This window comes from Aeromicrobium sp. SORGH_AS_0981, from assembly GCF_031453195.1.
GTDB lineage: Bacteria > Actinomycetota > Actinomycetes > Propionibacteriales > Nocardioidaceae > Aeromicrobium.
Window position 1 is genome coordinate 780,203 of sequence record NZ_JAVIZD010000001.1, and the last position, 22,571, is coordinate 802,773.

The 22,571-nt window shown below is 72.8% G+C and carries 14 protein-coding genes; 12 read left to right on the plus strand and 2 right to left on the minus strand.

Annotated elements, in window-relative coordinates; genetic code table 11:
• Positions 1-201: 201 nt before the first annotated feature.
• The 12 genes from malQ to QE370_RS04085 all read left to right on the plus strand — a co-directional run bounded on the left by malQ (position 202) and on the right by QE370_RS04085 (position 20,361).
• Positions 202-2,166 carry a 4-alpha-glucanotransferase gene (malQ, locus tag QE370_RS04030; protein WP_309633527.1) on the plus strand — a complete coding sequence of 655 codons (1,965 nt, stop codon included), beginning with the start codon at positions 202-204 and terminating at the stop codon, positions 2,164-2,166.
• Between the two features lie 38 nt (positions 2,167-2,204).
• The gene (gene glgX / locus QE370_RS04035; protein WP_309633528.1) at positions 2,205-4,316 is read left to right on the plus strand and encodes a glycogen debranching protein GlgX; all 2,112 of its coding nucleotides are present in this window, start codon (positions 2,205-2,207) and stop codon (positions 4,314-4,316) included.
• A complete protein-coding gene (gene treY, locus QE370_RS04040; RefSeq protein ID WP_309633529.1) occupies positions 4,313-6,604 on the plus strand; it encodes a malto-oligosyltrehalose synthase in 2,292 nt (763 codons plus the stop codon). Before glgX (QE370_RS04035) ends, treY begins: the two co-directional genes overlap by 4 nt.
• A 134-nt stretch (positions 6,605-6,738) precedes the next feature.
• On the plus strand, positions 6,739-7,743 hold the full coding sequence (locus tag QE370_RS04045) for an aldo/keto reductase family protein (protein WP_309633530.1): 1,005 nt from the start codon (positions 6,739-6,741) through the stop codon (positions 7,741-7,743).
• 2 nt (positions 7,744-7,745) lie between these two features.
• Positions 7,746-9,419 carry a malto-oligosyltrehalose trehalohydrolase gene (treZ, locus tag QE370_RS04050; RefSeq protein ID WP_309633531.1) on the plus strand — a complete coding sequence of 558 codons (1,674 nt, stop codon included), beginning with the start codon at positions 7,746-7,748 and terminating at the stop codon, positions 9,417-9,419.
• Positions 9,420-9,444: 25 nt separating this feature from the next.
• Entirely contained in the window at positions 9,445-9,585 is a 141-nt protein-coding gene (locus QE370_RS04055) for a hypothetical protein (RefSeq protein ID WP_309633532.1), read from the plus strand.
• A 203-nt stretch (positions 9,586-9,788) separates the two neighbouring features.
• A complete protein-coding gene (glgX, locus tag QE370_RS04060) occupies positions 9,789-11,915 on the plus strand; it encodes a glycogen debranching protein GlgX (protein ID WP_309633533.1) in 2,127 nt (708 codons plus the stop codon).
• A gap of 91 nt (positions 11,916-12,006) precedes the next feature.
• Positions 12,007-13,977, plus strand: coding sequence for a maltotransferase domain-containing protein (locus tag QE370_RS04065; protein WP_309633534.1), 1,971 nt, complete (start codon positions 12,007-12,009; stop codon positions 13,975-13,977).
• Between the two features lie 29 nt (positions 13,978-14,006).
• Positions 14,007-15,839, plus strand: coding sequence for a maltose alpha-D-glucosyltransferase (gene treS / locus QE370_RS04070; RefSeq protein ID WP_253021391.1), 1,833 nt, complete (start codon positions 14,007-14,009; stop codon positions 15,837-15,839).
• Positions 15,836-17,221 carry a maltokinase N-terminal cap-like domain-containing protein gene (locus tag QE370_RS04075; protein WP_309633535.1) on the plus strand — a complete coding sequence of 462 codons (1,386 nt, stop codon included), beginning with the start codon at positions 15,836-15,838 and terminating at the stop codon, positions 17,219-17,221. The genes treS and QE370_RS04075 overlap by 4 nt, the downstream gene beginning before the upstream one ends.
• Before the next feature lies 1 nt (position 17,222).
• The gene (glgB, locus tag QE370_RS04080) at positions 17,223-19,166 is read left to right on the plus strand and encodes a 1,4-alpha-glucan branching protein GlgB (protein ID WP_309633536.1); all 1,944 of its coding nucleotides are present in this window, start codon (positions 17,223-17,225) and stop codon (positions 19,164-19,166) included.
• Positions 19,167-19,176: 10 nt separating this feature from the next.
• Positions 19,177-20,361, plus strand: coding sequence for an arginine deiminase (locus QE370_RS04085; RefSeq protein ID WP_309633537.1), 1,185 nt, complete (start codon positions 19,177-19,179; stop codon positions 20,359-20,361).
• Positions 20,362-20,559: 198 nt separating this feature from the next.
• Here QE370_RS04085 and QE370_RS04090 read toward each other — a convergent pair whose 3' ends face one another.
• Together QE370_RS04090 and QE370_RS04095 are read right to left on the minus strand one after the other, a co-directional pair.
• Complete coding sequence (locus QE370_RS04090) at positions 20,560-21,081, minus strand: cysteine hydrolase (RefSeq protein ID WP_309633538.1); 522 nt, start codon at positions 21,079-21,081, stop codon at positions 20,560-20,562.
• A gap of 10 nt (positions 21,082-21,091) precedes the next feature.
• Complete coding sequence (locus QE370_RS04095) at positions 21,092-22,570, minus strand: cytosine permease (protein WP_309633539.1); 1,479 nt, start codon at positions 22,568-22,570, stop codon at positions 21,092-21,094.
• Position 22,571 lies beyond the last annotated feature (1 nt).

The following is a 22,571-nucleotide window of genomic DNA, read 5'->3' on the forward strand; positions in this document are numbered from 1 at the left end:
GAGTTCGGGTGCGGAGGTCGACGCTTCTGCGTTCGCAACGGGATCCCGTCGTGGACGCAGGATCGTCCGAGCCCGGACACACGGATGCAGACCCTTGCGTGCCCTCGGCGCAGCTCGCGACGGCCCGTCCCGCGCGTGCGTCGGGACACACGGACCTCACCGAAGTGGTGGGCGGGGCCGGTCGCGACCATGCTGGGCGTCATGCCCTTCCCCGACGACGACCTCGCCGCCCTCGCCGCGGCCCACGGCGTGGCCGTGTCCTACGAGGGGTCCGACCGCAGTCCGGTCGACGTCGACCCCGACGTCGTCGTCGCGGTGCTGTCCGAGCTCGGTGTCGACGCGAGCACGCCGGAGTCGGTCGCGAGCGCCCTGGACGACGTCCGGTCGACGCGCTCGCCCGTGCCGGGCACGGTGGCCGTCGTGCAGGGCGAGCCCCGCGAGCTCGGCGTGAGCGGTCGGATGGAGCTGGAGGACGGCACCACCCTCGACGTCGACCACGCGCTGCCGGCCGACCTGCCGCTGGGCTGGCACCGCCTCGTCACCGACGACGGCGACGAGGTGACCGTCGTCGTGGCGCCGGCCCGGCTGCCAGAGGTGCCGCGGACCTGGGGATGGATGCTGCAGCTGTACTCGGTCCACTCGTCGGGCTCGTGGCAGATGGGTGACCTCGCCGACCTCGCCGAGCTGGCCCGGCGCGCCGCGACCGAGCAGGGCGCGGGGGTCCTGCTCGTGAACCCGGTCCAGGCGTTCGTGCCGTCGAGCCCACTCGTCCGTTCGCCGTACTCGCCGTCGAGCCGACGCTTCGCCAGCCCGCTCTACCTGCGCGTCACCGACGTGGCCGCGTTCGCCGCCGCCGACGACGCCACCCGCGCGGAGGTGCTGGGACTCGCGCCCGAGCCCGAGCCGGCCGACGACCTGCTCGACCACGACGCCGTCTGGGCCGCCAAGCGCCAGGCGCTGGAGCTGCTGCGACCCTTCGCCGCGCCCGAGGAGGACCCCGACCTCGACGCCGAGCCCGACCTCGCCGCCTTCGCGACGTTCTCCGCCCTCGCCGAGCGGCACGGTGCCGACTGGCGCGAGTGGCCGGAGGAGCTGCGCGACCCGACGTCGGACGCCGTGGCGCGCAGCCGCGCCGACCTCGCCGACCGCGTCGCGTTCCACGCGTGGCTGCAGCACCTGTGCCGCGAACAGCTCGACGCCGCCCGCGACGCCGCGCACGACGCCGGCATGGCCGTCGGCCTCGTCCACGACCTCCCCGTGGGCGTGCACCCGGGCGGCGCCGACGCGTGGGCGCTGCAGGACGTGTTCGCCTCCGACGTCCGCGTGGGCTGCCCCGCGGACGCCTTCAACCCCCTCGGGCAGGACTGGGGCCTCCCGCCCTGGCGGCCCGACCGCCTGCTCGAGACGGGCTACGCCCCGTTCCGCGACGTGGTGCGCAGCGTGCTGCGCCACGGCGACGGCATCCGCGTCGACCACGTCGCCGGACTGTGGCGGCTGTGGTGGATCCCGCCGGGAGAGCCCGCCCACCGTGGCGCCTACGTGCACTACGACGCCGACGTGATGCTCGCCGTGCTGCTGCTCGAGGCCACCCGCGCCGGCGCCGTCGTGGTCGGCGAGGACCTCGGCACGGTCGAGGACGTCGTCACCGAGACCATGCACCAGCGCGGCCTGCTCAGCTCGGCCGTGCTCTGGTTCGAGCGCGACTGGGACGCACCCGGCCAGCCGCACGTGCCCCCTCGGGAGTGGGAGCCGGAGACGATGGCGAGCATCAGCACGCACGACCTCCCGACCGTCGAGGGGTGGCTGCGCGACGAGCGCATCCGCGTGCAGGCCGACCTCGACCTGCTCGGCGAGCCCGTCGAGGACGCGCTCGCCACCGCCGCCGCCGACCGCGAGGCGCTGCTCGCGCTGCTGCGCGAGGAGGGCATCGACACCGGCGACCTGCTCGTCGCGCTGCACGCCGTCATCGCTCCGGCGGCCTCGCGGCTCGTCCTCAGCTCGCCCGCCGACGCCGTGGGGCAGGTGCGCCAGCCGAACCTGCCCGGCACCGTCGACGAGTACCCGAACTGGCGGGTGCGCCTGCCCGTCGACCTCGACGCGTTCTTCGACCACGACCGGGTACGAGCAGCGGTGGCGCCCCTGCGAGCCGCCCGGCCGACCCCCTGACCTGCTCCACCCCCCCCCCCCACGACGAGGAGACCCCCGTGCGCACCTGGCCCGGATCGCCCTACCCGCTCGGCGCCACGTACGACGGCACCGGCACCAACTTCGCCCTGTTCTCCGAGGTCGCCGACCACGTGGAGCTCTGCCTCTTCGACGAGGCGGGCACCGAGACCCGCGTCCGGCTCGAGGAGGTCGACGGGTTCGTGCACCACGGGTTCCTGCCCGGCATCGGCCCGGGCCAGCGCTACGGCTACCGCGTGCACGGCCCCTGGGACCCCGAGCAGGGCCTGCGCTGCAACCCGCAGAAGCTGCTCATCGACCCCTACGCCAAGGCGGTGCAGGGCCAGCCCGACTGGGACCCGTCCCTCTTCGCCTACGAGATGGGCTCCCCCGAGGAGCCGAACGACGAAGACTCCGCGGGTCACGTGCCGTTCTCGCTCGTCGTCGACCCGTACTTCGACTGGGCCGACGACCGGCTGCCGCGTCACCCGTACCACGAGACGATCGTGTACGAGGCGCACGTGCGGGGCCTGACGATGACGCACCCCGACGTGCCCGAGGAGCTGCGCGGCACGTACGCCGCCCTCGCGCACCCGGCGATCGTCGAGCACCTGACCGGCCTCGGGGTGACGGCGATCGAGCTGCTCCCGGTGCACCAGTTCGTCACCGACCACTACCTCGTCGAGAAGGACCTGACGAACTACTGGGGGTACAACACGATCGGCTTCTTCGCCCCGCACGACGCCTACGCCTCGCACCCCGGACGTCAGGTGCAGGAGTTCAAGGGCATGGTGCGCGAGCTGCACGCGGCCGGCATCGAGGTCATCCTCGACGTCGTCTACAACCACACGGCGGAGGGCAACCACCTCGGCCCGACGCTCTCGATGCGCGGCATCGACAACCAGGCGTACTACCGGCTCGTCGAGGACGACCCGCAGCACTACATGGACTACACGGGCACCGGCAACTCCCTGAACGTGCGTCACCCCAGCCCGTTGCAGCTCATCATGGACTCGCTGCGCTACTGGGTGACCGAGATGCACGTCGACGGGTTCCGCTTCGACCTCGCCGCCACGCTCGCGCGCGAGTTCTACGACGTCGACAAGCTCGCGACGTTCTTCGAGCTCGTGCAGCAGGACCCGGTGGTCAGCCAGGTCAAGCTCATCGCCGAGCCGTGGGACGTCGGCCCGGGCGGCTACCAGGTGGGCAACTTCCCGCCGCTCTGGACCGAGTGGAACGGGCTGTACCGCGACACCGTCCGCGACTTCTGGCGCGGCGAGCCGGCGACGCTCGGCGAGTTCGCGTCGCGCATCAGCGGCTCGTCCGACCTGTACCAGGACACCGGCCGCCGGCCCTACGCGTCGATCAACTTCGTCACGGCGCACGACGGGTTCACGCTCGACGACCTCGTCTCCTACGAGCAGAAGCACAACGACGCGAACGGCGAGGACGGCCGCGACGGCGCCGACGACAACCGCTCGTGGAACTGCGGCGTCGAGGGCCCCACCGACGATCCCGAGGTGCTCGACCTGCGCCGGCGCCAACGTCGCAACTTCCTGGCGACGCTGCTGCTCTCGCAGGGCGTGCCGATGGTGCTGCACGGCGACGAGCTCGGCCGGTCGCAGGGCGGCAACAACAACGTCTACTGCCAGGACAACGAGACGTCGTGGGTCGACTGGGACCTCGACGAGCACGAGCACGCCCTGCTCGGCTTCACGTCGGCGCTCGCGGCGTTCCGCACGGCGCACCCCGTGTTCCGTCGGCGTCGCTTCTTCCAGGGCAAGCCGGTCCGCAAGGCCGACGAGCTGCGCGACATCGCGTGGTTCACGCCGTCCGGGGAGGAGATGACCGACGAGAACTGGGACGACGACTTCGGCCGGGCGGTCGCGGTGTTCCTCAACGGCCGGGCGATCGACGAGCGGGACGAGCGCGGTGAGCGGGTCGTCGACGACTCGTTCCTGCTCGCCTTCAACGCCCACCACGAGGACATCACGTTCACCGTGCCCGACGGCGAGTACGCCAGCACCTGGGGCGTCGTCGTCGACACGGCGACCGGCAGCGTGCACGAGCCCGACGACGACCTCGTCGCCGGCGGCGCGACGATCGACGTCACCGCCCGCTCGCTCGTCGTGCTGCAGCGGGTCGAGTCGTGAGCGCGCCCACCTCGACCTACCGCCTGCAGCTGCGGCCGGAGTTCGGCTTCGCCGAGGCGCAGGCGCTCGTGCCGTACCTGCGCGACCTCGGCGTCGGCGCGGTGTACGTGTCGCCCGTGCTCGACGCGACGCCCGGGTCGACGCACGGCTACGACGTCACCGACCCCACCCGCGCGCGCCCGGAGCTCGGTGGCCCCGAGGGCTGGAACGCGTTCACGGCTGCCGTGCGCGACGCGGGACTCGGCCTCGTCGTCGACGTCGTGCCGAACCACATGTCGGTCGAGGTGCCCCGCGCGAACCCGTGGTGGTGGTCCGTGCTGGCCGCGGGCGAGGCGTCGCCCTGGGCGGGCCACTTCGACGTCGACTGGTCGCGCGGTCGCGTGCTGGTACCGGTGCTCGGTGACGACGCCGACGTCGCGGAGCTGTCCGTCGACGGCGACGAGCTGACCTACTACGACCACCGGTTCCCGGTCGACCGCGCCACCCTCGACGACCCGGGCTTCGCGTCGATGACGCCGCAGCAGGTGCACGACCGGCAGCACTACGAGCTGGTCGGCTGGCGGCGCGGCGGGTCGGAGCTGAACTACCGACGCTTCTTCGACATCACGACGCTCGCCGCCGTGCGGGTCGAGGACCCCGACGTCTTCGACGACACGCACCGCGAGGTGCTGCGCTGGGTCGAGGAGGGGCGGGTCACGGGTCTGCGCATCGACCACCCCGACGGGCTCTCCGACCCGGGCGGCTACCTGCGGCGACTGCACGACGCCGCTCCCGACGCGTGGCTGGTGGTCGAGAAGATCCTGCACCCGGGTGAGGAGCTGCCGACGACCTGGCCCGTCGACGGCACCACCGGCTACGACGCGATGCGCGAGGTCGCCGGCGTGCTGCTCGACCCGGCCGGCGAGGCACCCTGGCAGGCGCTCGCCGAGCGGCTCGGCGCACCGGCGGACTACGCGGCGGTCGAGGAGGACGCCCGGCGCATGGTCACCCAGAAGGTGCTCGTGGCCGAGGTGCGCCGCATCGCCGCCCTGGTGCGCGACGTCCACGAGGACGCTGCCCGGACCGCCGTGGCCGAGACGATGGTCGCGTTCGGCGTGTACCGGTCCTACCTGCCCGAGGCGGGACGCGAGGCGTGGGACGCGGCGATCGAGCGCGCGCGCACGCGTCGGCCCGACGTCGACCCGGCGATCCGTGCCCTCGACCTGCAGGTGACCGGGGAGCCGACCGGCGAGCTCGCGACGCGCATCCAGCAGACGTCGGGGATGGTCGTCGCGAAGGGGACCGAGGACACCACCTTCTACCGCTTCACCCGGTTCGCGGCGCTCAACGAGGTCGGCGGCTCCCCGGACGTCTGGGGCGTCGACGTCGACGGCTTCCACGCACTGGCCGCGGCGCGCGAGGCCGAGCACCCGACGGCCATGACCGCCCTGACGACGCACGACACGAAGCGGTCCGAGGACACCCGCGCGCGCATGCTGGTGCTCGCCGAGCTCGGCGAGGAGGTCACGTCGACGGTCGCGGACTGGTCGGCGCGCTGCGGCATCGACGAGCCCGCGCTCGACCTGCTCGCGTGGCAGACGCTGCTCGGCGCCTGGCCGATCAGCGACGAGCGGCTGTCGGACTACCTGCTGAAGGCCGCGCGCGAGTCGAAGATCCGGACCACGTGGACCGAGACCGACGAGGCGTTCGAGGAGTCGATCGCGGCGTGGCCGGCGCGCGTGCGGGCCGAGCTCGGCCCGCAGGTGCAGGCGCTGGTCGGGCGGGTCCAGGCGTTCGGCTGGACGGTGTCGCTGTCGCAGAAGCTGCTGCAGCTGGCCGGCCCGGGCGTCCCCGACGTCTACCAGGGAACGGAGGGCTGGGACTTCTCGCTCGTCGACCCCGACAACCGGCGCCCGGTCGACCACGAGGCGTTCCGCACCCTGCTGCGTCGCCTCGACGACGGCTGGCTGCCGCACGTCGATGCGTCGGGCGCCGCGAAGACGTCGCTCGTGCGTCGGGTGCTGACCCTGCGTCGCGACGAGCCGGCGCTGTTCCGCGGGTACACGCCGCTGGCGGCGTCGGGCGAGGCCGCCGACCACGCCGTCGCGTTCGGTCGCAGCGCCGACCTGGTGGCCGTCGCGACCCGCCTCCCGGTCGGGCTCGAGCGCCGCGGCGGCTGGGGCGGGACCACCCTGTCCCTCGCCCCGGGAGCGTGGACCGACACCCTCACCGGCGAGGCGTTCGACGGCGGCGACGTCCGGCTCGCCGACCTCCTCGCCACCTACCCCGTCGCCCTCCTCACCCGCTGACGTCTCTCTGCCCCCGCGTTGTGTGGACTTCGCGACGGTTTCCGCGCGAGGAATCGTCGCAAGGTCCACATAACGCGGGGAGGGGAGGGTGGCGGCCGGGTCGCGCGACGGCGCAGCGCGCCTAGGCTCAAGGCATGGAGTTCAGGTACCTCGGGAACAGCGGCCTCAAGGTCAGCGAGATCATCTACGGCAACTGGCTGACCCATGGGTCGCAGGTGGAGAACGACGCGGCCACCGCGTGCGTGCGGGCCGCGCTCGACGCCGGCATCACGACGTTCGACACCGCCGACGTGTACGCCAACGGCAAGGCCGAGAGCGTCCTCGGCGAGGCGCTGAAGGGCGAGCGGCGCGCGTCGCTGGAGATCCTCACCAAGGTCTACTGGCCCACCGGCCCCGGCGGACCCAACGACACCGGACTCTCCCGCAAGCACATCATGGAGTCGATCGACGGCTCGCTGCAGCGGCTGCAGACCGACTACGTCGACCTCTACCAGGCGCACCGCTACGACCACGAGACGCCGCTGGAGGAGACGATGCAGGCGTTCGCCGACGTCGTCCGTGCCGGCAAGGCGCACTACATCGGCGTCAGCGAGTGGACCGCCGACCAGATCCGCGCCGGGCAGGAGCTGGCCCGCGACCTCGGCTTCCGGCTCGTCTCGAACCAGCCGCAGTACTCGATGCTCTGGCGGGTCATCGAGGGCGAGGTCGTGCCCGCGAGCCAGGAGCTGGGCCTGTCGCAGATCGTGTGGTCGCCGATCGCGCAGGGCGTGCTCACCGGCAAGTACGAGCCCGGCGCGGCGCCGCCCGAGGGCAGTCGCGCGACCGACGAGAAGGGTGGCGCCGACATGATCAAGCGCTTCCTCGACGACGAGGTGCTCACCGCCGTGCAGGGGCTGCGTCCGGTCGCCGACGACCTCGGCATCACGATGGCCCAGCTCGCCATCGCCTGGGTACTCGCGAACGACAACGTCGCCGGCGCGATCGTCGGCGCCTCGCGTCCGGAGCAGGTCGAGTCGAACGCCGCCGCGAGCGGGATCACCCTCGACGCCGACGTGCTCGCGACGATCGACGAGGTGCTGGGCAGCATCCCGACGACCGACCCGAGCAAGACGGCGTCGCCGCCGACGCGGGTGGTCTGAGCGTGGCCGTCACCCTCTGGGCCCCCGACCACGACCGCGTCCGCGTGCGGATCGACGGCGTCGAGCACCGGATGCAGGCGTGGGAGCCGGGCGAGGCGCGCTCCGGGTGGTGGTGGCACGACGTCGACGTCGCGCCGGGCACCGACTACGCGTTCCTGCTGGGCGACGACGACACCCCGCTGCCCGACCCCCGTTCGGTCTGGCAGCCGCAGGGCGTGCACGCGGCGTCGCGCACCTACGACCACGACGCGTTCGCGTGGACCGACGACGCTTGGGAGGGCCGCGCCCTGCGCGGTGCCGTGGTCTACGAGCTGCACGTCGGCACGTTCACGCCCGGCCGGACCTTCGACGCCGCCGTCGAGCGGCTCGACCACCTCGTCGACCTCGGCGTCGACCTCGTGGAGGTGCTGCCGGTCAACAGCTTCGACGGCCCGTACGGCTGGGGCTACGACGGCGTCCTGTGGGGCGCGGTGCACGAGCCGTACGGCGGACCCGACGGGTTCAAGCGGTTCGTCGACGCCTGCCACGCGCGAGGCCTCGGCGTCGTGCTCGACGTCGTCTACAACCACCTCGGGCCCTCGGGCGCCTACCTCGACCGCTTCGGCCCGTACTTCGCCGGCGAGAACGACTGGGGCCCCGGCCTCAACCTCGACGGCGAGGGCTCCGACGAGGTGCGTCGCTACGTGCTCGACAACGCGATCTCGTGGTTCGAGGACTTCCACGTCGACGCCCTGCGCCTCGATGCGGTGCACGCGCTGTCCGACGCGCGGGCGCTGACCATCCTCGAGGAGCTGTCGCTCGAGACCGAGCGCGCGTCGCAGCGGCTCGGCCGGCCGTTGTCGCTCGTCGCGGAGTCCGACCGCAACGACCCGCGCACGGTCGTCCCGCGCGACGAGCACGGTCTCGGCATGGACGCGCAGTGGGCCGACGACGTGCACCACGCGCTGCACGTGGCGCTCACCGGCGAGACCGACGGCTACTACGCCGACTTCGCCGAGCCCGGCGCGCTCGCCAAGGTGCTGCGCGGCGCGTTCTTCCACGACGGCACGTGGTCGTCGTTCCGCGGCCGCACCCACGGTCGCCCGGTCGACGTCCACGCCGTGCCGGGCCACGCGTTCGTCACCTACCTGCAGGACCACGACCAGGTCGGCAACCGGGCCACCGGCGACCGTATCTCCGACACCGTCTCTCCGGACCGGCTGGCGTGCGGCGCCGCGCTGGTGCTGCTCGGACCGTTCACGCCGATGCTCTTCATGGGCGAGGAGTGGGCCGCGAGCACGCCGTGGCAGTTCTTCGCCTCCTTCCCCGACCCCGAGCTGGCCGAGGCCGTGCGCACCGGACGTCGGCGCGAGTTCGGCCGCCACGGCTGGGGCGAGTCCGAGGTGCCCGACCCGATGGACCCGGCGACGCTCGAGCGCTCGACGCTGCGGTGGGACGAGCTCGACGAGCCCCGGCACCGTGGTGTGCTGGAGGTCTACCGCTCGCTGGTCGCGCTGCGCCGGGCCCACCCCGAGCTGCGCGACCCGTCCCTCGTCGACACGAGGGTGGAGGTCGCCGACGACGATCGCCGCGTGGTCCTGCACCGCGGGCCGTTCGTCGTCGACGTCGACCTGCGCACCGAGCGGGCGGAGGTCCGGCGCGACGACGAGGTGGTCTGGTCCTCCGACGAGCGCTGACGTCGCGCCCGCCGCACACTGAGGCATGAGCGACATGCCGAGCGAGGACCCGCGCAAGCGCGAGGACTGGGACGACGACCAGAAGCACAAGAAGCAGGACCCGGGCGTCGAGGGCGACGTCGACGCCCCGGACGCGCCCGCCCCGTTCTCGGGCCCCTACACCTGACCCGCCCCTTCCCCCGCTGGTCGACCAGACCCACCCGCCGCCCGCTGGTCGAGTAGACCCTCCGGCGACGAAGGAGCACGGAGGGTCGTATCGAGACCACCCGGCAACGGCTCAGCGCACCACACCGTCACGCCCACCCGACGCACGCCGCCCCGTAGGCGAACCAGCCTGCGCCGGACCCGGCGCCTGAGAGACTGGGGCGCATGACGTCGAGCCCCCAGGACCTGCCCGTGCTCGCCGGCCGCCCGTTCCCGCTGGGGGCCCACCCGGAGGCGGGCGGTGTCCGCTTCGCCGTCGCCAGCAGCGTGGCCGAGCGGGTCGAGCTGTGCCTGGTCGACGACGACGGCAGCGAGCGACGGATCGAGCTGACCGAGCGCACCTTCGGGGTGTGGCACGGCCTCGTGCAGGGCGTGCTGCCCGGGCAGACGTACGGGTACCGCGTGCACGGGCCGTACGAGCCGAAGACCGGCCTGCGGTGCAACCCGCACAAGATCCTCCTCGACCCGTACGCCCGCCGCGTCACCGGCGCGCTCACCGACATGGAGGCCGCCCGCGGGTGGGCCGACGACCCCGAGGGGGTCGAGATGTCGACCGTCGACTCCCTGGGCCACGTGCCGCTCGCCGTCGTCACCAGCCCCGGCGGACCCGACACCGGCACGAAGCCCGAGGTGCCGTTCGAGGAGACCGTCGTCCTCGAGCTGCACGTCAAGGGCTTCACGCAGCAGCACCCTGACGTCCCGGAGCACCTGCGCGGCACCTACCTCGGCCTCGCCCACCCCGCCGTGGTCGAGCACCTGCTGCGGCTCGGCGTCACCACCGTCGAGCTGCTGCCCGTGCAGGCCTTCACCGACGAGCCGTCGCTCGTGGCCGCCGGTCGGCACAACTACTGGGGCTACTCCCCGCTCGGCTACTTCGCGCCGCACCCCGGGTACGCGAGCGAGCCCGGACGCGAGGTCGAGGAGTTCCGGACGATGGTCGCCGCGCTGCACGCCGCGGGCATCGAGGTGCTGGTCGACGTCGTCTACAACCACACCTGCGAGGGCGGCCCGGACGGCCCGACGCTCAGCCTCCGCGGGCTCGAGGCCCCGGCGTACTACCTGCACGACGACGACGGGCACATGGCCGACATCACGGGCTGCGGCAACACGCTGGAGGCCGGGTCGCCCGCGGTGGTCCGGCTCGTGACCGACTCGCTGCGCTACTGGACCACCGAGCTCGGCGTCGACGGGTTCCGCTTCGACCTCGCCTCGACGATGGGCCGCCCGCGCGGCGGCGCGTTCGACCGTGACAGCACCCTGCTGACCGCCATCACGACCGACCCGGTGCTCGCCCGCTGCAAGCTCGTCGCCGAGCCGTGGGACGCGACCGGCGAGGGCTACCGTGTCGGCGCGTTCGGGGCCCAGTGGGCCGAGTGGAACGGCATGTACCGCGACACGGTGCGCGACTTCTGGCGCGGCGCGTCGGGCGGGGTCGACCAGCTCGCGTACCGGCTGTCGGGCTCCTCCGACCTGTACGACCACACGCTGCGTCGACCCTGGCAGTCGATCAACTTCGTCACCGCCCACGACGGGTTCACCTTGCGCGACCTCGTCTCCTACGACCACAAGCACAACGAGGCCAACGGCGAGGACAACCGCGACGGGACCGACGACAACCGCTCCTGGAACCACGGTGTGGAGGGCGAGACCGACGACGCCGAGGTCGTGGCGCTGCGGGCGCGTCAGGCGCGCAACCTGCTGGCCACGCTGCTGCTGTCGACCGGCACGCCGATGTTCGTCGCCGGCGACGAGCGCTGGCGCACCCAGGGCGGCAACAACAACGCCTACTGCCTCGACGACGCGACCTCGTGGGTCGACTGGACCTCGACGCCCGAGAGCGACGCGATGCTCGCCTTCGCGCGGCGCGTCGTGCACCTGCGCGCCAACAGCCCGGCCCTGCGCCAGGCGGAGTTCTTCGACGGCCGCACCACGCCCACCGGACGCCCCGACCTGATCTGGCTGCGGCCGGACGGCCAGGAGATGACCGAGCCCGACTGGCTCGACCCGGAGCGGCGCACCCTGGGCATGTGGATCGACGGCTCCCACAGCCAGTCCCGCACCCGTGACGGGGAGCTGCTCACCGACCATTCCTGGCTGCTCCTGCTGCACGCCGGCGCGGACCCGCTCGAGGTCGTCCTGCCCGGGCCGGAGTTCGGGGAGACGTTCGAGCCGACCCTCGACACGACGTCGCCGGACGGGTCGCCCTCCACGACCGACCCGCTCCCGGCCGGCGGGCGCGTGACGGTGCAGGGCCGATCGCTGCTGCTGCTGAAGGCACCGCGCCAGGACTGACGCCTCGGCGGATCGCGCAACCCCTCGATCCTGGGTACGTTCGAGACGACGGCGGACCAGTCGTCGGACCCGAGCGACGGGAGTGCACCGCATGACGGACCGGATCGGCATCGACGACGTCCGACCCTTGTCCGGCGACGGGACCTACCCGTCGAAGGCGGTCGTGGGCGAGCACGTCCCCGTGCGGGCCACGGTCTGGCGCGAGGGCCACGACGCCGTGGCGGCCACGGTCGCCTGGCGCGGTCCCGGGGAGCGGCGCGACCGCACCGTCCGGATGCACGAGCAGGGCACCGGCCTCGACCTCTTCGCCGCCACGATCGTCCCCGACGCCCCCGGGCTGTGGACCTTCCGCGTCGACGCGTGGAGCGACCCGTGGGCCACCGCGGTGCACGCCCTCGAGGCGAAGCTGGCGGCGGGCCAGACCCCCGCCGAGCTGGCCAACGACCTCGAGATCGCCGCCCGCCTGATCGACGAGGTCGCCGCCCGACGCGACCGGCGCGCCGAGGCCGGCACGCTCACCGGTGCCGCCGCTGCGCTGCGCGACGACACCCTGCCCCTCGGTGCCCGCGTCGGCCCCGCGCTCGACGCAGCCGTCCGCACGGTGATGCACGACCACCCCGTGCGCCAGCTCCTCACCCGCGGCCCCGTCCGTCGTGTGTGGGTCGACCGGCGGCGCGCCGCGTTCGGCTCCTGGTACGAGCTCTTCCCCCGGTCCACGGGCGGTGTCGACGCCGACGGACGCCCGGTGCACGGCACGCTGCGCACGGCCGCCGACGCGCTCGACCGGGTGGCGGCCATGCAGTTCGACGTCGTCTACCTGCCCCCGATCCACCCGATCGGGCGCGAGAACCGCAAGGGACCGAACAACACCCTCACCCCCGGCCCCCACGACGTCGGCTCGCCCTGGGCCATCGGCGCCGCCGAGGGCGGTCACGACGCGATCCACCCCGAGCTCGGCGACGAGGCCGACTTCGCCGCCTTCGTGGCACGGGCCGAGGAGCTCGGGCTCGAGGTCGCCCTCGACCTCGCCCTCCAGGCCGCGCCCGACCACCCCTGGGTGCGCGAGCACCCCGACTTCTTCACGACGCTGCCCGACGGCACCATCGCCTACGCCGAGAACCCGCCGAAGAAGTACCAGGACATCTACCCCCTGAACTTCGACCTCGACCCCGACGGCATCTACGCCGAGGTGCTGCGCGTGACGCTGCACTGGGTCGAGCGCGGCGTGCGCATCTTCCGCGTCGACAACCCGCACACGAAGCCGCCGAGCTTCTGGGCGTGGCTCATCGCCGAGGTCAAGGAGCGCCACCCCGACGTGCTGTTCCTGTCCGAGGCGTTCACGCGTCCCGCGCGGCTCTGGGGGCTCGCCCGCCTGGGCTTCACGCAGAGCTACACCTACTTCACGTGGCGCACCACGAAGGAGGAGATCGTCGAGTTCGGCGAGGACCTGCGCGACCACTGGGACGAGGGTCGCGGCAACCTCTTCGTCAACACGCCCGACATCCTCCCCGAGCACCTGCAGGTGGGTGGCCCCGGCATGTTCGCGCTGCGCGCGGCGCTCGCGGCCACGCTCGCCCCCACGTGGGGCGTCTACTCCGGGTACGAGCTGTTCGAGGCCGAGGCCCTCCGCCCGGGCGCCGAGGAGTACCTGCACTCGGAGAAGTTCGAGCTGCGTCCGCGCGACTACGCCGCAGCGCTGGCCGAGGGGCGCTCGCTGGAGCCGTGGATCACCCGTCTGAACGAGATCCGCCGCGCCCACCCCGCGCTGCAGCAGATGCGCACCCTGCACTTCCACCACGTCGACCACGACGCGCTGCTCGCCTGGTCGAAGCGGGACCCCGAGACCGGCGACCTCGTCGTCGTGGTCCTCTCGCTCGACCCGCACGAGGCCCGCGAGGGCACGGTCTTCCTCGACCTCGACGTGCTCGGCCTGTCGCCCGACACCGAGCTCGTCGCGCACGACGAGGTGACCGGCGAGACCTTCCCCTGGGGTCCGGCCACGTACGTGCGTCTCGACCCCGCCCGCGCGCCCGCGCACATCCTGCACGTGACCCCCCGATGACCCCGCGCCCCCTCCCGGGAGGAGACCAGATGGCCGACGCACCACCCGAGGCGACAGCACCCGACGCTGCGCTCGACGGGCTCGAGCAGACCCCGCACACCGGCGACGAGGTCGCCGCCGACGGGACGCTCTCCGAGCCGAGCGCCGACGACTTCGACCACGCCGAGCAGGCGCCCTCGGACCCGGAGTGGTTCAAGCGCGCCGTCTTCTACGAGGTGCTGGTCCGCGCGTTCAACGACTCCAACGGCGACGGCACGGGCGACCTGCGCGGCCTCGCCGACAAGCTCGACTACATCCAGTGGCTCGGTGTCGACTGCCTGTGGCTGCCCCCGTTCTACGCGTCGCCGCTGCGCGACGGCGGCTACGACATCAGCGACTTCCGCGCCGTCCTGCCCGAGTTCGGCACCGTCGAGGACTTCGTCCACCTGCTGGAGGAGGCGCACCGACGCGGCATCCGCGTGATCACCGACCTCGTGCTCAACCACACGTCCGACGCCCACCCCTGGTTCCAGGCGTCGCGCCAGGACCCCGACGGGCCGTACGGCGACTTCTACGTGTGGAGCGAGACCGGCACCGAGTACAGCGACGCGCGCATCATCTTCGTCGACACCGAGACGTCGAACTGGACGTACGACCCGGTGCGCGGGCAGTTCTTCTGGCACCGCTTCTTCAGCCACCAGCCCGACCTGAACTTCGAGAACCCGGCCGTGCGCGAGGCGATGCTCGACGTCCTGCGCTTCTGGCTCGACCTCGGCATCGACGGCTTCCGGCTCGACGCCGTGCCCTACCTGTTCGAGGAGGAGGGCACGAGCAGCGAGAACCTGCCGCGCACCCACGAGTACCTCAAGGAGGTGCGCGCGACGATCGACCGCGAGTACCCCGGCCGGGTGCTGCTCGCCGAGGCGAACCAGTGGCCGTCGGACGTCGTGGAGTACTTCGGCGACCCCGAGGTCGGCGGCGACGAGTGCCACATGGCCTTCCACTTCCCGCTCATGCCGCGCATCTTCATGGCGGTGCGCCGCGAGTCGCGCTTCCCGATCTCGGAGATCCTGGCGCAGACGCCGCCCATCCCGGCGGGCACGCAGTGGGGCATCTTCCTGCGCAACCACGACGAGCTGACCCTCGAGATGGTCACCGACGACGAGCGCGACTACATGTACCGCGAGTACGCCCGCGACCCGCGGATGAAGGCCAACATCGGCATCCGCCGCCGGCTCGCGCCCCTGCTCGAGAACGACCGCAACCAGCTCGAGCTGTTCACCGCCCTGCTGCTGAGCCTGCCGGGCTCCCCGGTGCTCTACTACGGCGACGAGATCGGCATGGGCGACAACATCTGGCTGGGCGACCGCGACGCGGTGCGCACGCCGATGCAGTGGTCGCCGGACCGCAACGCCGGCTTCTCGCGCTCCGACCCCGGTCGTGTCTACCTGCCGCCGATCATGGACCCGACGTACGGCTACGAGGCGGTCAACGTCGAGGCGCAGATGGGGAACTCGGCGTCGCTGCTGTCGTGGACGCGGCGCATGATCGAGGTCCGCAAGCAGCACCTGGCCTTCGCCGAGGGCGACTTCGTCGACCTGGGCGGCTCGAACCCGAGCGTCCTGGCCTACCAGCGCGTCTGGACCCGTCCGGACGGCGAGCGCGACGTCGTGCTGTGCGTCAACAACCTGTCCCGCTTCCCCCAGCCCGTCGAGCTCGAGCTCGGCGAGCACGAGGGCTGCACCCCCGTCGAGCTGACCGGCAGCGTGCGCTTCCCGCGCGTCGGGGAGCTGCCCTACCTGCTGACCCTCCCGGGTCACGGCTTCTACTGGTTCCAGCTGGTCGAGCTCGGCGACGAGGGCGAACGAAGGAGCATGCTGTGAGCCAGCCCGTGACCCAGCACGACGTCGACCAGGTCGCAGCCGCCCTGCCCGGGTGGCTGCCGTCCCAGCGGTGGTTCGGCGGCAAGGACCGTCCGGTGACCTCCGTGCGCCCCATCGACTGGACGGTCGTCGAGGACGGCGACCCCGCCCTCGTGCACCTCGTCGTCGAGGTCGGGCAGGACGACCGCACCGAGCCGTACCAGCTCCTGCTGGGCCGGCGCAGCGACGGGCTGCCGGACGTCCCGGCGACGGCAGCGATCGGGGTCGAGGACGGTCCCGTCTGGTACGAGGCCAGCGGCGACGCCGACCTCACCGGGGTGCTGCTCGACCACGTGGCCGCGGGCGACGTCGTCGGCGACCTGCGGTTCGAGCCGGAGCCGGGTGCCGAGCTGGTGACCGGCCTGCGCGCCCACCCGATCACGTCGGAGCAGAGCAACACGTCGCTGGTGTACGGCGGGCAGTACATCCTCAAGCTCTTCCGCCGGCTCACGCCCGGCACCAACAAGGACCTCGTGCTGCACCGCGCGCTGCGCGAGGTCGGGTCGTCGCACGTCGCCGAGCCGCTCGGCTCGATCAGCGGCACGCTCGGCGACGACGAGGTCACCTTCGCCATGCTGCAGCGCTTCCTGCCCGACGCGGCGGACGGCTGGGTCATGGCGACCACGAGCGTCCGCGACTACATGGCCGACGACGCGGGGCTGCCCCCTAGCGACCTCGGCGGCGACTTCGCGGGCGAGGCCTACCGGCTCGGTCGCGCCGTGGCCGACGTCCACGCCGACCTCGCCCGCGCCCTGGGCACCGAGACGGCTGCCGGCGACGACCTTGCCCGCTCGGTCGAGGCCATGGAGCGCCGGCTCGACCGCGTGGCCGCGGCCGTGCCCGCCCTGCGCGAGCACACCGACGGGATCCGCGACGCGTTCCACGCCGTGGTCGACGTCGAGCTGGCGCTCCCGCTGCAGCCCGTCCACGGCGACCTGCACCTGGGCCAGGTGCTGCGCACCGTCTCCGGCTGGCTCGTCCTCGACTTCGAGGGGGAGCCCGCGGCCAGCCTCGCGGAGCGCTCCGCGCTGCGGTCGCCGCTGCGCGACGTCGCCGGCATGCTGCGCTCCTTCGACTACGCCGCCCACCAGCTGCTCGTGGGCCAGCCCCACGACGAGGACCGACGCGAGCGCGCCGACGCGTGGGCCGTCCACAACCGGACGGCGTTCTGCGACGGCTACGCCAAGGCCGCCGGGCACGACCCGCGCGACGAGGCCGTGCTGCTGCGCGGGCTCGAGCTCGACAAGGCGGTCTACGAGGTGGGCTACGAGCACGCGAACCGGCCCGACTGGACCGACGTGCCGCTCGGCTCCATCGCCCGCATCCTCACCGAGGAGGCCTGACATGACGTCCGAGGACACCCCCACCCCCAGCGAATCGACCAGCGGCGAGCCGGCGGACGGCTGGCCCGCCGCGGTCGGCGAGCTCGACCTGCACCTCATCGGCGAAGGTCGCCACGAGCGGCTCTGGGACGTGCTGGGCGCCCACGTCCGCGCCCACGACGGCACCGCCGGGCCCGTCGAGGGCACCTCGTTCGCGCTCTGGGCCCCGAACGCCCGCAGCGTGCAGGTCGTCGGCGACTTCAACGGCTGGGACGGCGGCGCGCACGCCATGCGACCGCTCGGCGGCCCGGGCGTCTGGGACCTCTTCGTCCCCGGCGTCGGTGCCGGCGCGCGGTACAAGTTCCGGGTCGAGGGTGCCGACGGCGCCTGGCACGAGAAGATCGACCCGCTCGCCTTCGGCACCGAGGTGCCGCCCGCGACGGCGTCGGTCGTCGTCGAGCCGACGCACCGCTGGCGCGACGACGCCTGGGTCGAGCAGCGTGACGCCACCCGCTGGACCGAGGCGCCGGTGAGCATCTACGAGGTGCACCTCGGGTCGTGGCGTCCCGGGCTGACGTACCGCGAGCTCGCCGAGGAGCTGGGCGACTACCTCCTCGAGATGGGCTTCACCCACGTCGAGCTGCTGCCCGTCGCCGAGCACCCCTTCGGCGGCTCGTGGGGCTACCAGGTCACGTCGTACTACGCGCCGACGTCGCGGTTCGGCTCTCCCGACGACTTCCGCTGGTTCGTCGACGAGCTGCACCAGCGGGGCCTCGGCGTCGTCGTCGACTGGGTGCCCGCGCACTTCCCGAAGGACGAGTGGGCCCTGGCACGCTTCGACGGCACCGCGCTCTACGAGCACCCCGACCCGCGCCGCGGCGAGCAGCCCGACTGGGGCACCTACGTGTTCGACTTCGGACGTCCGGAGGTGCGCAACTTCCTCGTCGCCAACGCGCTGTTCTGGCTCGAGGAGTTCCACCTCGACGGCCTGCGCGTCGACGCCGTCGCGTCGATGCTCTACCTCGACTACTCCCGCAACGACGGCGAGTGGGTGCCCAACAAGCACGGCGGCCGCGAGAACCTCGAGGCCGTGCAGCTGCTCCAGGAGCTCAACGCGACGGTCTACAAGCACCACCCCGGCGTGATGATGGTGGCCGAGGAGTCGACGGCCTGGCCGGGCGTCAGCGCGCCCACCGACGCGGGCGGTCTCGGGTTCGGCTTCAAGTGGAACATGGGCTGGATGCACGACACGCTCTCCTACCTCGGCCACGACCCCGTGCACCGCTCGTACCACCACGGGGAGATGACGTTCGCGATCGACTACGCCTGGACCGAGAACTTCGTGCTGCCGCTGTCGCACGACGAGGTCGTGCACGGCAAGGGCTCGCTCTGGGGCCGGATGCCGGGCGACGCGTGGAACAAGGCGGCCGGCGTGCGCGCCCTGCTGGCGTTCATGTGGGCCCACCCCGGCAAGCAGATGCTGTTCATGGGCGGTGAGTTCGGGCAGGAGGGCGAGTGGGCGGAGTCGCGCGGGCTCGACTGGGACGAGCTGCGCGACCCGCTGCACGCGGGCGTCCTCGAGCTCGTCGCCGACCTGAACCAGACGTACCGCGCGACGCCGGCGCTCCACACCGCCGACACCACCCCCGACGGGTTCCGCTGGATCGACGCGTCCGACGTCGCCGGCAACGTCGTGTGCTTCCTGCGGCTCGGCAGCGACGGGTCGCAGCTGGCGTGCCTGGCCAACTTCTCCGGAGCGCCGCACCACGACTACCGCGTGGGGCTGCCGCTCCTGGGCCGGTGGCGCGAGGTGCTGAACACCGACGCGCAGGCGTACGGCGGCTCGGGCGTCGGCAACCTGGGGGCGGTCGAGGCCGAGGGGATCCCGCACCACGGGTTCGCGGCGTCGGCCGTCGTCCAGCTGCCCCCGGCCGGGGTGCTCTGGCTGGAGCCCGACGCCACCTAGGGTGGGCCCCATGACGACGTGGGGTGCCTCGAGCGAGGTCGGCCGCCTGCGGACGGTGCTGCTGCACCGGCCGGGCCAGGAGCTCGCGCGGCTGACGCCGCGCAACAACGACTCGCTGCTGTTCGACGGCATCCCCTGGCTCGGCCGCGCGCAGGAGGAGCACGACGCGTTCGCGCAGGCGCTGCGCGACCACGACGTCGAGGTGCTGTACCTCGTCGAGCTGCTCACCGAGACGCTCGAGCAGGCCGACGCCCGGGCCGAGATCGTCGAGAGCACGACGTCGACGCTGCACCTCGGCGACAGCCTGCGTCGCTACCTGGTGGCCGCGCTGTCGGACCTCGCGCCCGCCGACCTCGCCGCGGTCGTGACCGCGGGCCTGCGCAACGACGAGGTCGCGCACCGCAGCATCGTCACGAGCCTGCTGCGCCCCGACGACTTCCTCGTCGACCCGCTGCCCAACCTGCTCTTCACGCGCGACTCCTCCGTGTGGCTGCCCGACCGCGTGGCCGTCACGAGCCTGGCGATGCCGGCGCGCGTCCGCGAGACCCAGCTGACCGGCCTCGTGTACGCCCACCACCCACGCTTCGCGGGTGTCGAGCGCGTCCACGGTCCGCACCTCGAGCACCTCGAGGGTGGCGACGTGCTGCTGCTCGCGCCGGGCGTCGTCGCGGTCGGCGTCGGGGAGCGGACCACCCCCGCCGGGTTCGAGCGGTTCGCCGCGCAGGTGCTGCGGGACCGGCTCGCCGAGACGGTGCTGGCCGTGCCGATCGCGCAGGAGCGCGCCACGATGCACCTCGACACGATCGTCACGATGGTCGACGTGGACACGGTGGTCATCTACCCGAACATGGCCGACGAGCTGCGGGCGCTGGCGGTGACGCTGGACGACGACGGCACGCTGCGCGTGGCGCCGGAGCGCTCGTTCTTCGAGGCCGCGGCCGACGCGATGGGCATCGAGCGCCTGCACCGCATCGACACCGGCCTGGACCCGGTGACCGCCGAGCGCGAGCAGTGGGACGACGGCAACAACACGCTCGCCATCGACGCCCGTCTCGCCGTCGCCTACGAGCGCAACGAGCAGACCAACGCCCGCTTGGAGGAGCACGGCATCGAGGTCGTGGCCATCAGCGGCTCCGAGCTCGGGTCGGGCCGCGGCGGCCCCCGCTGCATGTCCTGCCCCGTCCTCCGCGACTGACCCACCCCTCCCCTCCCCTCCCCCTCCCCCTCGCCGCCCGTGCGCGTTTACGTGGGGCCCCACCCAAACGCGCACTTCCGGCGCCTGTTTGCGTGGGGCGGAGCCGGTTTGCGTGGGGCCCCACCCAAACGCGCACTTTCGGCGCGTGTTTGCGTGGGGCGGAGCCGGTTTACGTGGGGCCCCACGCAAACGTGCACGTCAGGCGAGGGTGACCTGGGGCGCGTAGAGGGCCATGGCGTCGAGGGCGCGACGGTGGTTCTCGGGGGTCGAGCCGGCGCACGCGTCGACGGCCACCCGCACGGTCGCTCCCGCGTCGGCGGCGGCGAGCACGGTCGACAGGACGCAGCAGTCGGTCGAGACGCCGGCGACGACGAGGTCGGGCGCCTCGCCCGTCACTGCCCGCACGACGTCCCACTTGCCGAACGTCGGCGCGTCGACGACGGTCGCCACGGCCGCGACGTCGGCCAGCTCGGGGACGACCTCGAACATGGGGTCGTCGGCCGGGCGGTCGGCGAACGGCCACGCGTCGAAGTACGCACGCCACGAGCCGACCCGTTCGGCGTCGGGCGCGGGCACCCAGCGCGTGACGATCGTCGGCAGCGTCGCCGCCAGCGCGCGCACCGGCTCGAGGGTCGCGGCGAACATCGGCGATCCCCAGGGCGAGCCGACGTCGGCGAAGACCCGCTGCGGGTCGACGACCACCAACCAGGTCTGCGTCATGCCCCGACCCTCACGCGGCACCGGCCTCCTGGCGACGCACGGTCGACCGTCGGGCGACGAGGGTCACGACCAGCCCGATCGCGAAGGCGGCCAGCACGCCGAGGTTCGCGTAGGGCCATGCACCGTCCCAGCCGGCGCCGTCGGGCAGACGGGTGCCGAGCCCGAACGGCTCGATCAGGTAGCCCTGCCAGTCGTTCCACGCGGTCCCGGAGATCTGGTTGACGACGAGGCCCCAGCCCACGACCGACGCGCCGACCATCGTCGCCACCGACGTCCACGCGACGGCGCCGTAGCGTCCCGACGCGTCGAACAGCGCCGCCTCGTCGTAGTCGCGACGCCGCAGGGCGATGTCGCCGATCATGATGCCGGCCCACGCGGCGACGGGGACGCCGAGCGTGATGAGGAAGCTCTGGAACGGCCCGAGGAACGTCTGCGCGACGAACACGACGTACACCGTCCCGGCCGTCAGGATGACGCCGTCGACGAGGGCGGCCGCCGGGCGCGGGATGCGCACACCGAGGCTGAGGAGCGTCAGGCCGGAGGAGTAGATGCCGAGCACGGCGCCCGACACGAGCGCCAGCACCGACGCGACGAGGAACGGCACGAGGAACCAGGTGGGCAGGACCGACGCGAGCGTGCCGACGGGGTCGTCCACGATCCCCGCGCTGAGGGTGTCCGACGAGCCCGCGAGCAGGATGCCGTAGACCACGAGCACGACAGGTGCGAGCGCGCCGGCCAGCGTGTTCCACGCGACGATCTGCGCGCCCGACGTGTCACGCCGCTGGTACCGCGACCAGTCCGCGGCGATGTTGATCCAGCCGAACCCGAACCCGGTCATGACCATGACGAACGCCCCGACCATGGCCTGGCCGGACCCGCCGGGCAGCGACGTCACGCGGTCGAGGTCGATCTGGTCGAACGTCAGGAGGATGTAGCCGATGGTCGCGGCACCCGTGAGCCAGGTCAGCACCGACTGCAGCCGCATGATCACGTGGTAGCCGGCGACCGACGCGGCGACGATCAGGGCCGCGATGACGGCGCACGCCACGACCTTCGTGGCCGTGCCGCCGCCCCAGCCGAGCTCGCGCAGGACGGTGGCGGTGGCCAGGGTCGCGGTGATGGCCAGGAACGTCTCCCAGCCGATCGAGATCAGCCAGCTGAAGACGCCGGGCAACTTCTGGCCGACGACGCCGAACGGTGCGCGGCTGAGGATCATCGTCGGCGCCGAGCCGCGCTTGCCGGCGATCGCGACGAGGCCGCACGCCGCGAACGACACGACGACGCCGAGGACGGTCACGAGCACCGCCTGCGTCAGCGAGAGCCCGAAGCCGAGCACGAAGCTGCCGTAGGAGATGCCGAACACCGAGACGTTCGCGGCGAACCACGGCCAGAACAGGTCGGACGGCTTCGCGGTGCGCTCCGCCTCGTCGACGATCTCGATGCCCGTGACCTCGATGCCGGCCCGTCGGACCGCGTCCAGCTCGCTCATG